Genomic DNA, 13530 nt, shown 5'->3' on the forward strand with positions numbered 1-13530 from the left:
GTCAAATTTACAAAATTTTTTACCAAAATAACCGCTTATCTCTTTATAACTGTTCTGCTTGTTCTAAAATTTTCTGTTGTTCTAAAGCAAGTTTTTCCAAACGGCGTTGCTCACGACGCAGTTCATCCTCTGCTTCCCAAACATCATAAGCCTGTACAATCTTCGCCACTACCGGATGACGAACAATATCTTGGCTATCAAAATAATTAAAACTTAAATCAGGTACATCTTTCAACACTTCCATTGCGTGTCTTAGACCTGATTTTTGACTACGAGGTAAATCAACTTGGGTAATATCTCCCGTAATAACGGCTTTTGAATTAAAACCGATACGAGTCAGGAACATTTTCATCTGCTCTGTCGTAGTATTTTGGCTTTCATCTAAAATAATAAACGCATCATTTAGAGTACGCCCACGCATATAAGCAAGCGGTGCAATTTCAATCACATTACGTTCCATCAATTTTTGTGCTTTTTCAAAACCTAACATTTCAAATAAAGCGTCATATAATGGTCTTAGATACGGTTCGATTTTCTGCCCGAGATCACCGGGTAAAAAACCGAGTTTTTCGCCGGCTTCAACCGCCGGACGAGTAAGTAAAATGCGGCGAATCTCTTGACGTTCAAGTGATTCTACTGCGGCAGCAACGGCAAGAAATGTTTTTCCTGTACCGGCTGGTCCAATACCGAAACTAATATCGTGACTAAGAATATTTCTTAAATAAGCTTGCTGATGTTCGCCTCTTGGCTTAATCACGCCTCGCTTCGTTTTGATTGAAATTTCTCCTTGTCCTCCAACATTCCATTGATTTTGAAGTAACATTCGGCTTTCTTGAATCGCTAAATGAATATCTTCTAAATCCAATTCTTTGATTTTACCTTTAATGGGTGCGGTATCAATGTAAAGCTGTTTTAAGAGCTTTACTGCATTTTGAATTAATGTTGCTGAATAATGGTTTTCGTCATCGGCTTGAATTGAAAAAGAGAAACCATTACGAGCAATAGTGAGATTAAAACTTTTCTCAATTAAAGTTAAATGTTCATCAAATGCACCACAAAGCGATTGTAAACGTGCGTTGTCTTGAGGTTCTAAGGTTAAGAGAATTTCGTTCAAAATAACTTGGTCCTATTCGTTTTCGCCAAAATTTTCCGGTATGTTTTGTAGCAATTTTGCCCAAATTGCACTACTCGATTGACGATGCTTGCATCATTAATTCTGACGCTTTCGTATGATTTTTTTCGATACAGGCATTCAATAATTCTCGATAAAAAGCTAATGTTAATTGACGATACGCCGCATCAGAGAAAAAGATACTTGCCACCTGATGGTACATACCTTTAAAGCTATTGAGGATAAGTGCATATACCGGTTTGTTTGCCGTAAAAGTAAATTGTCTAAATAATGTATAGTCAAAAGAAGCAAATGCCTCTGCGGTATCTTGTAAATTATCTAACTGAGAAAAGAAGCTGATACATTCTTCCGGCTTTAACTTAATCGCTTCTGGGATATAGGCTTCAGCCATACGAGTACGTAACGAAACAACATTAGAAATAATCACTGGTAAATATGATTTATCTAATTTGATGATTGTACTAATGATATTAGGTCCGGCAGTTTCCCATACATTATTGACTCGTGTAGGTTTACCGTGTTGAATATGTAACCAGCCATCACGAGCTAATCGTTGTAGCACTTCTCGTAATGTGGTTCTTGTTACGCCGATTTTATCGGCAAGTTCTCGTTCTGCTGGGAGATCTGTACCTGCTGGGAAGGTATTGTTCCAAATACTGCGTACGATATACTCTTCCGCCAATGTCGCCGGACTTTGAGCTTTTAAAATATAAGAACTATCCATGCAATCCCCTGTACTCATCCATTAAAATCATTAAAAATAAAAAAAAGAAGTGATTTTTATCTAAAATCAAAAAAAATCTCATCAAAATATGCGATAAAAGCTATTATCCTTTAATCGAAACTGGATTACAATTCACAACAGTTATTTATTTTTAATGGAGGTTTTTTTAATGAATAGCTCAAACGCTATATTCAAAAGCTTTTTAGGTAAAGCACCTGAGTGGTATAAAATTTGTATTATCGCTTTTTTAGTGATCAATCCTCTTATCTACTTCTTCATTAGTCCATTTGTTGCCGGTTGGACACTTGTTGCCGAGTTTATCTTTACTTTATCAATGGCATTAAAATGTTATCCGTTACAACCAGGCGGTTTATTGGCGATTGAGGCAGTTGTTATCGGTATGACAAGCCCTCACCATGTAAAAGAAGAAATTATGGCAAATTTTGAGGTAATTTTGCTGTTAATGTTTATGGTTGCCGGTATCTATTTTATGAAGCAACTGCTTTTATATGTATTCACAAAATTACTGATTTCCATTCATTCTAAAAAAGTCTTATCTCTTGCTTTCTGTTTAAGCGCCACATTCCTTTCCGCATTCTTAGACGCCTTAACTGTTATTGCCGTTATTATCAGTGTCGGTACCGGTTTCTATGGGGTATATCATAAAGTTGCTTCGGGTAACAGTTTTGAAGATTCAACTGATATTAGTAATGACGATAAAATTATTACTAACAAACAAATTTTAGAGCAATTCCGTGCTTTTTTACGCAGTTTATTAATGCACGTCGCGGTCGGTAGTGCATTAGGTGGTGTGATGACAATGGTCGGTGAACCGCAAAACTTAATTATTGCCGGTCAAGCAGAATGGGGATTTGTGGAATTTTTATTACGTGTGTTACCTGTTAGCTTACCGGTATTAGTTTGTGGTGTAATTACTTGTTTGTTATTAGAACATTTCAAACTATTTGACTACGGTGCTAAATTACCTCGTCGTGTATGGGGTGTGCTTGCTCGTTACAATCTATTGAAAGAGCAACGTATGACTCAACAAGATCGTGTAAAAATGGGTATTCAAGCGTTAGCCGGCATTTGGTTAATTGTTGGACTTGCATTACATCTTGCCGATGTAGGGATTATCGGTTTAACCATCATTATTCTTTGTACGGCATTTTGTGGTATTACTGATGAACATGCTATTGGTCGTTCATTCCAAGAACCAATGCCGTTTACCGCTTTAATCGTTGTATTCTTTACTGTAGTCGCTGTTATTGTCGATTTAAAATTATTTGAACCAATTATCAGTTTTGTTCTTTCTGCCGATCCGCATTCACAGTTAGGTCTTTTCTACGTATTTAACGGTTTACTCTCAATGATTTCAGATAACGTATTCGTTGGTACGGTGTATATTAATGAAGCGAAAAGTGCATTAACATCAGGTGTTATCAGCCGTGAACAATTCGATTTAATTGCAGTCGCGATCAATACCGGTACAAACTTACCTTCTGTTGCCACACCAAATGGACAGGTCGCATTCTTATTCTTATTGACTTCTCCTTTCGCACCGCTAATCCGACTTTCATACGGTAAAATGTTATATATGGCATTACCATATACGATTGTGCTTTCAATTATTGGTTTTATCTCGTTAGAATTTTTACTTCCAACTTTAACAGAGATGATGACACATTGGGGCTGGATTATTAGTCGCTAATTATAAAACTCTCCCCTTTTGGGGAGATTTTTTTACGAAAACCGAGCAAAATCAGGTACAATGTCTAAAGTATTCAGATTAAAGGAACTATTATGCTCAGTTATTTCAAACAACTCTCTCTAAATCGTACGGCATGGTTATTCCTTGCTTTTATTGCTTTCGCTCTTGAAGCTAGCGGTATTTATTTTCAATATGGCCTAGGATTAGTTCCTTGTGTTATGTGTGTTTATGAACGCCTTGCAATTTTAGGACTAATCATTGCCGGTTTATTCGGTGCAGTTTCTCCCCGTTTTTTTCTTACTCGCTGGATTGCTTTACTAATTTGGGGCTTTAGTGCCGTTAAAGGACTGGCATTAGCTATCAAACATCATGATTATCAAGCTAATCCTTCCCCATGGAACCAATGTGAATTTAAACCGGAATTTCCGCAAACAATGCCGTTTGATCAATGGTTCCCAAGTATTTTCGCTCCCGGTCCGGTGAATTGTAGTGAGAAACAATGGGAAATGCTTGGCTTAGGCATGCCGGAATGGCTTATCGTTGCTTTCGCAATCTTCGCATTTGCTTTTGTTATCGTGCTAATCAGTCAATTCAAACGTACTAAACCACAATATCGTAGCGTATTCAGATAATCTACAAGCGGTCGAATTTTTGCAAAATTTTGCGGAAATCCGACCGCTTTTTCATAACTACAATAAGGAAACACAATGTCAAATTTCTCTCAACTTGAAACAAAATTGGTCCATGCCGGACGTAAATCTCGTTATACTCAAGGTGCTGTTAATCCTGTTGTTCAGCGTGCTTCTTCTTTAGTGTTTGACTCTGTGGCACAAAAAAAGAATGCTACTCGCAATCGCTATAAAGGCGAATTATTTTACGGTAGACGAGGTACGCTTACTCATTTTGCCCTACAAGATGCGATGTGTGAATTAGAAGGTGGAGCTGGCTGTTACCTTTATCCATGCGGAGCGGCGGCCGTGACTAACTCAATCTTAGCTTTTGTTGCTCAAGGTGATCACGTCCTAATGACTGGTGCGGCTTATGAGCCGACCCAAGATTTTTGTAACGTTATCTTAAAAAATATTGGCGTAAGCACTACGTATTACGATCCACTCATTGGCGAAGGGATTCGTGCGTTAATTCAGCCGAATACTAAAGTTCTATTTTTAGAATCGCCAAGCTCACTGACAATGGAAGTACCGGATATCCCGACTTTGGTTCGGGTCGCTCGTGAAATAAATCCGGATATCGTGATTATGATCGATAATACTTGGGCAGGCGGTGTCCTTTTTCCTGCGCTTGAATTTGGGATTGATATTTCGATTCAAGCCGGTACGAAATATTTAGTTGGTCACTCTGATGTGATGATTGGTACAGCGGTATCTAATGCACGTTGTTGGGATCAGCTCCGTGAACGTTCATATTTAATGGGGCAAATGGTGGATGCGGATTCCGCTTATACTACAGCAAGAGGCTTACGCACGCTTGGTATTCGTTTGAAAGAACACCAAGAACGTTCAATTCAAGTGGCACAATGGTTGGCACAACGTCCGGAAGTGAAAGCAGTCTTCCACCCAGCTTTACCAAGTCGCCCGGGATACGAGTTTTTCAAACGAGATTTTAAAGGGGCAAGCGGTCTGTTTTCATTTGAACTTAACCAAAAGTTAAACGATGAACAATTAGCTGACTTTTTAGATCATTTTGAATTATTTACTATGGCATATTCTTGGGGCGGTTTTGAATCCCTTATTCTTGCTAACCAACCTGAAGAAATTGCTCGCATCCGTCCGGCAATCGAAAGAAAACTTAGCGGTACACTGATTCGTATTCACGTCGGTTTAGAAGCGGTTGAAGATCTGATTACCGACTTAGAAGCCGGTTTTGAACGTTTGAAATAGGCTTTATGGGAGATTAAATTTGCAGAGTAATTTGTAATGTAAAAACAGCTACTGTTATGAGATAGGTCTGATAATTGATTGAAAAATAAGTGAAAAGTAATGCCTCCCCACAGAGTTAGATGCCATCCAAACGGTGAACTATACGATATGCTATGCATTTCTAAATTTCAGCCCTAGTAGGGCTGAAGTATGCTTAATCTAGTACGGTTTTGCCGTGTTAGGATTTCGGGAGTGTTTCAAAGAAGCAAAACTAGCTAAGTAATGCTTCAAGTCGCTCTTGGCAGTCCAGCCATTCCATTTCAATTTCTTCAACGGCTTTTTTCGCTTCGATTTGCTTCGCGAGTGTTTTGGTAAGTTGTGCTTTATTTTCCATTTCATAGATCTCGCTTGAAGCCAGTAGTGCTTCGAGCTGATTTAGCTTTTCACTCGCTTTTTCAAGATCTTTCTCTAACTGTGTGATCTTTTTGCGTAATGGTGCGGTTTGTTGGCGTAACTCCGCCTCTAAACGTTTCTGCTCCTTGCGATTTGCGGCGCTATTATCTGCTTTTTCCTCTGCGCAAGCGGTCGAATTTCCTGAATTTTTTGCTGTTTCAAGTGCATTTTGCTCGTTCAGCCATTTTTGGTAATCCTCTAGATCACCTTTAAACTCTTCGACTTTTTTATCATGTACTAGATAAAATTCATTCACCGTACTGCGCAATAAATGACGATCGTGCGAAACCACTACTAGCGAACCTTCATAATAAGTGAGTGCATCGGTGAGTGCCTGACGCATTTCCAAGTCTAAATGGTTGGTCGGTTCGTCCAACAACAGTAAATTTGGGCGTTGCCATACAATTAACGCTAACACTAAACGGGCTTTTTCTCCACCGGAAAACGAGCCGACATTTTGTTTCACTTTGTCGCCTTTAAAATCAAAGCCTCCCAAATAATTACGTACTTCTTGTTCGGTTAGTTCCGGTGCAATTTTCTGTAAATGCCATAACGGGCTTTCATCAAAGCGTAACGTATCCACTTGATGTTGAGCGAAATAACCTAATTGTACACCTTTAGCTAATTGGATATGTCCGGTTTGCGGAGCTAATTCGCCGGCGAGTAATTTAATCAGCGTGGATTTACCCGCGCCATTTCGCCCGAGTAAACCGATACGTGAGCCGGGCACTAAATTTAACTTAACCGATTCTAAAATGGTTTTGTCACCATAACCAGCACTGGCTTTTTCCATCATTAATAACGGGCTTGGCAAAGCGAGCGGCGGACGGAATTCAAATTCAAATGGGCTATCCGCATAAGCCGGCGCAATCAGTTCCATTTTTTCCAACGCTTTGATACGACTTTGTGCCTGCTTCGCTTTGGTTGCTTTAGCCTTAAAGCGATCGATAAAGCTCTGTAAATGTGCAACTTTTCGCTGTTGTTGTGCATAAGCGGCATTTTGTTGCGAGATTTTGGTTGCGCGCTGAATTTCAAACGAGGTGTAGTTACCGGTGTAATCATTCAACTGTTGATTTTCGATATGAATCACGCGATCAATAATCGGATCAAGAAAATCTCGGTCGTGGGAAATCAGCAATAATGTGCCACGATAATTGGTCAGCCATTTTTCCAGCCAAATCACCGCATCTAAATCCAAGTGGTTAGTTGGTTCATCGAGTAGCGACAAATCAGAACGGCAGATCAAGGCTTGCGCCAAATTCAAACGCATACGCCAACCGCCTGAAAATGATTTCACCGGTAAAGAGAGTTGTTCGTTAGAGAAGCCCAAACCGTTTAACAAGGTTGTTGCTCGGGCTTGAATTGTCCATGCGTCAATTGTATCCAGTTGAGTGTGAATGAGAGCAATTTGATTGCCATTGTTTTCTTGATTAGCTTTCTCTAATTGGCTCATTAAACCGGTATATTCGCGATCGCCTTGGATCACATAATCCAATGCGGAAATTTCAAGTGCCGGTGTTTCTTGATTTACCCAAGAAATCGCCCAGTTTTTCGGTAGAGAAACATCGCCGCCTTCCGGTTGTAATTCGCCTTTCACTAAAGCGAAAAGTGAGGATTTGCCACAACCGTTTTTGCCGACCAATCCAACTTTTTGACCGGTATGAATGGTGACGGATGTATTTTCTAAAAGGACGGATTGTCCACGTTTTAAGATAAGATCTGTGAAAAAAATCATTATAAGTGCTTGGTTTATGTTAAAATTTTGCCGTTATTCTAACATAAATAGAGGAAGCTATGTTTGATTCATTAGCAGTACAATTTGTTGTATTGTGGGCGGTAATTGACCCTATCGGTTCAATTCCGGTGTATTTGGCGAAAACGATCGGTTTGCCAATCGAAGATCGTCGTAAAATTGCACGTAATGCGGTGGTGATTTCTGCTGGTATTTTAATGTTTTTCTTAGTCGGCGGGCAGATGTTGCTGGAAGCAATGCAGATTCCGCTATCGGCATTCCAAAGCGCCGGCGGCTTAGTATTATTACTGTTTGCGTTAACAATGATTTTTGGTGAGAGTAAACCGGAACAAGAGATGAAAATAAAAGCCAGTATTAGTGAGCTGGCGGTTTACCCTTTAGCCGTGCCATCTATTGCTTCACCGGGAGCGATGATGGCAATCGTATTACTTACCGATAACCACCGTTTTAGTATTACCGATCAAGTGGTTACGGCAGGTATTATGCTGTCGGTATTGGCGATTACCTACTTATTTTTACTGGCGGCAAATCGCATTCAACACTTTATTGGTAATGCGGGAGCGGCGATCATTAGCCGTGTCATGGGTTTAATTTTAGCGTCAGTTGCGATTAATAATTTATTAGTCGGAGTGCGAGATTTCTTTATTCAAGTGAGTTAAATAACTGAGGATTTTATGGCATTACGTACTTTGTCGGAAGCATTACAAGAAATGCTAAACCGCTTACCAACAGCATCAAAAACAGAAACATTAACACTGGCAGAGTGTGCGAATCGTATTTTAGCAGAAGATATTTTTTCCCCGATTAATGTACCAAGTTTCGATAATTCGGCAATGGATGGCTATGCGTTTCGTTTAGCTGATCTTGCGCAGTTTGAATGTTTAACCGTTGCCGGTAAATCTTTTGCCGGTAATCCGTTTAATGGCGAAGTGAAAGCCGGCGAATGTGTTCGCATTATGACCGGTGCGATGGTGCCGGCAGACTGTAATGTAGTGGTAATGCAAGAAGAAGCGGAAGTAGAGACACTTACAAGCGGTCAAATTTTAGTGAAATTTTGCAAAATGCCGAAGCTTGGACAAAACATTCGCCGAATTGGTGAAGACGTAAAACAAGGCGCATTGGTATTGGCAAAAGGTAGCTTATTAAACGTAACCACTTTGCCGTTATTAGCTTCGTTAGGCATTGTGCAAGTGCCGGTATTTAGCCGTTTAAAAGTTGCGATTCTTTCCACCGGTGATGAATTAACTTCGGTCGGTCAGCCGCTAGAACAAGGCAAAATTTATGATACGAACCGTTTTGCGGTGCGTTTAATGTTAGAAAAACTGAATTGTGAGATTTTAGATTTTGGCATTTTACCGGACGATCCGGCAGTGTTCGAACAAACATTTAATCAAGCGCGGCAGCAAGCGGACGTATTAATTACCAGCGCGGCGTGTCGGTCGGTGAAGCAGATTTCACCAAAGATGTGTTAGAAAAACTGGGCGAAATCGGCTTTTGGAAAATTGCGATGAAACCTGGCAAACCGTTTGCTTTCGGTAAATTGCAACACGCTTGGTTCTTCGGTTTACCGGGTAATCCGGTTTCCGCTTTAGTCACCTTTTACCAATTAGTGCAACCAGCGTTAGCCAAATTAGCTGGTATGAATGCGGAGCGTATTGCAAATCTTACCCAAAATTTAACCGCTATTGCGGAGATGAATTTGAAAAAAGCAGTTGGTCGCCAAGATTTCCAACGTGGTTTCTATTATGTTAATCAACAAGGTGAAGTAGCAGTGCGTCCGGTCGGTTCGCAAGGTTCTCATCTGTTTAGTGCATTTTATGAAAGTAATTGTTTTATTGTGTTGGAGACGGAACGAGGCAATGTGAATGCCGGTGAAAAAGTGACGATTCAGCCGTTTAACAGTTTATTGAGATAGTGAGTGAATATGGAACTTAGCGATCAGGAAATGTTGCGCTATAACCGTCAAATTATTTTAAAAAGTGTTGATTTTGACGGACAAGAAAAGTTAAAAGCAAGTCGCGTATTGATTGTCGGGCTGGGCGGTTTGGGTTGTAGTGCGGCACAATATCTTGCTTCCGCTGGTGTTGGACATTTGATCTTGGTGGATTTTGATGAAGTATCATTATCCAATTTACAGCGCCAAATTTTGCATACGGATGCCAATATCGGACAACCGAAAGTAGAGTCGGCAAAAGCGCGTTTAAGCCAAATCAATCCGCATATTCAGCTTGAAGCGATTAATAAACAATGTAGCGATGCCGAATTTGCCGAGTTGATTGAGCGAGTGGATTTAGTGTTGGATTGCACCGATAACGTGACGGTACGTAATCAGTTAAATTTGCAATGTTTTGCGCAAAAACGACCGCTTGTTTCCGGCTCAGCGATTCGTTTTGAAGGACAAATTTCAATCTTTACCTATGCGGAAAATGAGCCTTGTTATAACTGTTTGAGTCAATTATTCGGTGACGGCACTTTAAGTTGTGTGGAAGCTGGTGTGATTGCACCAATCGTTGGTGTGGTGGGGAGCTTACAAGCGTTGGAAGCAATTAAATTATTGCTGAATATCGGTAAAAGTTTATCCGGAAAATTATTGATGGTTGACGGATTACATTTTTCAGTAAGAGAAATGACCTTGCCAAAACTTAAAGATTGTGAAATTTGTTGTCAATAAATTGCTAACATTCAAGATGTGCAAAGAATTGACAAGTTAGGTTATAGTGTTTGACGCTAAAACGGTTTAGCGATACCATGGCTCCCGTTTTGTTCCTCCTTAGTTCAGTCGGTAGAACGGTGGACTGTTAATCCATATGTCGCAGGTTCGAGTCCCGCAGGAGGAGCCAACTAATTTCCTTTAGTTTTGCTTTTGTTCTTGTTTTATTTGTCTCCTTTTATAAAACAGTGATTCATACCTCCAGAATTAGAACAAAAGAATTTGCCCCGTAGGTTTTCTATGGGGTTTCTTTTTTTCTAGCTCTTGTCCAAATATTTTCAAGTCTTCAATATTTCCACCACAGAATTCCTCAACTATAAAACCGATCGATTTTGAGTTTATTCTGTGGCGAAGAGTCAATTATTTGGTAAATAACGAAATCGATTCCAAATGTCCGGTATGTGGAAACATATCGATCATGGCCGCTTTTTGCAGTTTATAGCCGGCTTGAATCAGTTTCTCCGCATCTCGTACTAAGGTGGCGGGGTTGCAGGAAACATAAACGATCGTTTTGGGATTCAATGTAGCTAAGTGATCCAAGCAAAAAAATGCACCGTTACGCGCTGGATCTAATAATACTTTGTTGAATGGCTCATTTGCCCACGTTTTATCGGCAAAAGGTTCATCTAGGTTGGTTTGGTAAAATGCTACGTTTTTTAGACCGCTTGTAGCTTGATTCTGCTTGGCCTGTTCAACCATCGGTTGCACGCCTTCCACGCCGACGACAAAGCCGGCTTGTTTGGCGATGGGTAAGGTAAAATTGCCCATACCGCAGAATAAATCCAATACGCGATCTTGTGCGGAAAGATTGAGCCATTCCAATGCTTTATCCACCATTTTTTCATTTAAGTTACCATTCACTTGAATGAAATCACGAATCGAAAAGCCTAGTTTAACACCATGAATTTGATAGTACGGTGCTTCGCCACATAAGTGAACAATGTCATTTTCAGCGGTCATCACAAACAGCGAAAGTGAATATTGTTCGGCAAATTGTTGCAAATTTTGGCTATCTTGCGAGTGTAATTGCCCTACGTTACGCACCAGCATCGCAATGGTATTATCCGCTTGAACCAGTTCAATATGCCCAAGTGCCTTTTTGTTCTGCCAAGTGTTAAATAGGCTTTGCAACGGTTTGATAAGCTGAGAAAGTGGCTCGACCAAAACTTCACACTGCTCAAGCAGTATGATTTGATTTGAATTTTGCATTCTAAAACCAATCGCTAACTGATTAGTTTGTGAGGCAATGCTGAGTTTTGCGCGCGGCGATAGCCTTTATCATTACCGACAATCATCGGTTGAAAATCAATTGGCTGTGATTGCAATTTTTGTAAGCGTTGGAAAAGTGCTCGCTGTTTTGCTTCACGCTGTAAATTCAGCGGAATATGTTGCATTTGGCGTACGCCACACTTACCGTAGAGCTCGCAACTCGGCTGTTGGCGTTCGGTGGATGGCTTTAAAATTTTAACCGCTTTCGCTCGCCCGTATTGGCGTTTTTCTTCCAATATACGGATTTCAACTTGTTCGTTAGGTAAGGCATTTTCGATAAACCACGTTTTACCGGCGATTTTCGCCACGCCTAAGCCTTGGTAATCAAGCGATTGAATAGTAACCGGCGGACAAGCGGTCGTTTTTGCTGATTTTTTTGCGTGCTGTTTTGCGGCTTTTTCAGAGTAGAACAGTGCCATTTTTAGTGTAAAATCAAATTCGTAAAGTTAGTTATTATATATGAAAAAGGGGGGAAAGATGATTTCGAATGTTTGGACCGAACGTTTTTTGGCGGATAAAAAACGTGAACAAGACCACCGTTCACCATTTCAGCGAGATCGCGCAAGAATTTTGCATTCCGAAGCCTTTCGTTGCCTGCAAGCTAAAACGCAGATTCACGCAGTCGGTGAAGATGATTTCTATCGTACACGTTTGACCCACTCGCTTGAGGTGGCTCAGATCGGCAGTAGTATTCGTGCCAAATTATTGCAAGATAAACAAGCCTTTCAAGCGGTCGTTTCTGATCAAAAATTTGCAAATTTAGCCGAAAATCTGACTGCTCTATTACCGTCTCGTAGTTTGATTGAATCACTTTGTTTTGCTCACGACATCGGACATCCTCCATTCGGACATGGCGGCGAGATGGCACTCAATTATAAAATGCGTACGCATGGCGGTTTTGAAGGTAACGCCCAGTCATTTAGGATTGTGACCCAACTTGAACCTTATACACCGCAACACGGTATGAACCTCACGCGTAGAACCTTGTTAGGCATTATTAAATATCCGGCACTGCTTGAAGAAACCGAACCGCAAGCACGCCCGCAATTTGCTGAGTCACCTTATATCAACCTGCACCAATTTAAAACCTGTAAAGGCATATTTAGCGATGATCAAACCTTTTTCGATTGGGTATTAGCACCGTTAAGCGAGCAAGATCGTAAGTTACTACGTACGATAAGTTTCAGTAAGGATCCGCTTGAACCGCATAAAACGCAATATAAATCGCTGGATTGCGGCATTATGGAACTTGCCGATGATATTGCATACGGCGTACACGATTTGGAAGATGCGATTGCCGGCGGTATGGTCACGCCACAATCATGGCAACAGGCAGAGCAACAATTAGCACAATGTTCTTCTAGTTGGATTCAAACGATTTTACCGACCCTTAGCCAGAAATTATTTTCACAACATCGTTATGAACGGAAAGATGTGATCGGAGCGTTAGTCAATTATTTTGTGACCAATGTCCAATGGCGTGAGCGACCGGGTTTTGATGAGCCATTATTACGTTTTAATGCTTATTTACCGGATGATGTGAAATGTGTGCTGGAAATTTTAAAACGCTTTGTATATCAATATGTGATTTGTGATGTGAAGACGCAAAGAGTGGAATACAAAGGTCAGCGAATTTTAATGGCATTATTCGATATGTTAAGTACTGATCCGGAGCGTTTATTACCACAAAATGTTGCTTTACGTTGGCAACAGGCTGAAGTGGCAAAACGCCCTCGGGTGATTTGCGATTATCTAGCTAGTATGTCGGATGGACAAGCCTTTAAACTTTATCAAAGTTTATAATCGCTTGCTTGTTTTACAGATAAAATTTAGATTGTTTATTCATTAGCCGCTTTATTTATAAAGCGGTTTTTTTCATAGAAAATTTGCAAATTTTCCGA

8 protein-coding genes, 1 tRNA gene and 3 pseudogenes are annotated in these 13530 nt (G+C 40.4%); 8 read left to right on the forward strand and 4 right to left on the reverse strand.

From position 1 onward, the window contains the following. Positions 1–43 precede the first annotated feature (43 nt). A complete protein-coding gene (locus NYR89_RS02065) occupies positions 44–1114 on the reverse strand; it encodes a PhoH family protein (RefSeq protein WP_279446136.1) in 1071 nt (356 codons plus the stop codon). 12 nt (positions 1115–1126) lie between these two features. Further along, positions 1127–1856: pseudogene (fadR, locus tag NYR89_RS02070) on the reverse strand (fatty acid metabolism transcriptional regulator FadR). Between the two features lie 169 nt (positions 1857–2025). Between fadR and nhaB the strand changes: the two are divergent. The 3 genes from nhaB to metC all read left to right on the forward strand — a co-directional run bounded on the left by nhaB (position 2026) and on the right by metC (position 5465). Then, positions 2026–3567 carry a sodium/proton antiporter NhaB gene (gene nhaB / locus NYR89_RS02075; protein WP_279446137.1) on the forward strand — a complete coding sequence of 514 codons (1542 nt, stop codon included), beginning with the start codon at positions 2026–2028 and terminating at the stop codon, positions 3565–3567. A 92-nt stretch (positions 3568–3659) separates the two neighbouring features. Next, the gene (gene dsbB / locus NYR89_RS02080; protein ID WP_279446138.1) at positions 3660–4199 is read left to right on the forward strand and encodes a disulfide bond formation protein DsbB; all 540 of its coding nucleotides are present in this window, start codon (positions 3660–3662) and stop codon (positions 4197–4199) included. A gap of 75 nt (positions 4200–4274) precedes the next feature. Then, positions 4275–5465, forward strand: a complete 1191-nt coding sequence (gene metC, locus NYR89_RS02085; protein WP_279446139.1) for a cystathionine beta-lyase — start codon at positions 4275–4277, stop codon at positions 5463–5465. Positions 5466–5715: 250 nt separating this feature from the next. Here the strand turns inward: metC and NYR89_RS02090 are convergent, their stop codons facing one another. Next, positions 5716–7632 carry an ABC transporter ATP-binding protein gene (locus tag NYR89_RS02090; RefSeq protein ID WP_279446140.1) on the reverse strand — a complete coding sequence of 639 codons (1917 nt, stop codon included), beginning with the start codon at positions 7630–7632 and terminating at the stop codon, positions 5716–5718. A gap of 59 nt (positions 7633–7691) precedes the next feature. Between NYR89_RS02090 and NYR89_RS02095 the strand changes: the two genes are divergently transcribed. From NYR89_RS02095 to NYR89_RS02110, 4 genes and pseudogenes are all read left to right on the forward strand, one after another. Then, positions 7692–8309, forward strand: coding sequence for a MarC family protein (locus NYR89_RS02095; RefSeq protein ID WP_279446141.1), 618 nt, complete (start codon positions 7692–7694; stop codon positions 8307–8309). Between the two features lie 15 nt (positions 8310–8324). Beyond that, positions 8325–9565 (forward strand): annotated as a pseudogene (gene moeA, locus NYR89_RS02100) (molybdopterin molybdotransferase MoeA). Between the two features lie 9 nt (positions 9566–9574). Then, positions 9575–10321, forward strand: a complete 747-nt coding sequence (gene moeB, locus NYR89_RS02105) for a molybdopterin-synthase adenylyltransferase MoeB (protein WP_279446142.1) — start codon at positions 9575–9577, stop codon at positions 10319–10321. Positions 10322–10414: 93 nt separating this feature from the next. Next, positions 10415–10490 (forward strand) — tRNA-Asn (locus NYR89_RS02110). Positions 10491–10720: 230 nt separating this feature from the next. On the opposite strand, the pseudogene rlmD reads toward NYR89_RS02110, so the two are convergent. Beyond that, positions 10721–12048 (reverse strand): annotated as a pseudogene (gene rlmD, locus NYR89_RS02115) (23S rRNA (uracil(1939)-C(5))-methyltransferase RlmD). A gap of 58 nt (positions 12049–12106) precedes the next feature. Here rlmD and NYR89_RS02120 point away from each other — a divergent pair. Beyond that, complete coding sequence (locus NYR89_RS02120; RefSeq protein ID WP_279446143.1) at positions 12107–13432, forward strand: anti-phage deoxyguanosine triphosphatase; 1326 nt, start codon at positions 12107–12109, stop codon at positions 13430–13432. Positions 13433–13530 lie beyond the last annotated feature (98 nt).

Source organism: Actinobacillus arthritidis (assembly GCF_029774155.1).
Taxonomy (GTDB): domain Bacteria; phylum Pseudomonadota; class Gammaproteobacteria; order Enterobacterales; family Pasteurellaceae; genus Actinobacillus; species Actinobacillus arthritidis.

Excerpts from the sequence above, each read along its gene's own strand:
- nhaB (WP_279446137.1), top strand. The coding sequence starts at position 2,026 with ATGAATAGCTCAAACGCTATATTCAAAAGCTTTTTAGGTAAAGCACCT.
- dsbB (WP_279446138.1), top strand. The coding sequence starts at position 3,660 with ATGCTCAGTTATTTCAAACAACTCTCTCTAAATCGTACGGCATGGTTA.
- metC (WP_279446139.1), top strand. The coding sequence starts at position 4,275 with ATGTCAAATTTCTCTCAACTTGAAACAAAATTGGTCCATGCCGGACGT.
- NYR89_RS02090 (WP_279446140.1), bottom strand. The coding sequence starts at position 7,632 with ATGATTTTTTTCACAGATCTTATCTTAAAACGTGGACAATCCGTCCTT.
- NYR89_RS02095 (WP_279446141.1), top strand. The coding sequence starts at position 7,692 with ATGTTTGATTCATTAGCAGTACAATTTGTTGTATTGTGGGCGGTAATT.
- moeB (WP_279446142.1), top strand. The coding sequence starts at position 9,575 with ATGGAACTTAGCGATCAGGAAATGTTGCGCTATAACCGTCAAATTATT.
- NYR89_RS02120 (WP_279446143.1), top strand. The coding sequence starts at position 12,107 with ATGATTTCGAATGTTTGGACCGAACGTTTTTTGGCGGATAAAAAACGT.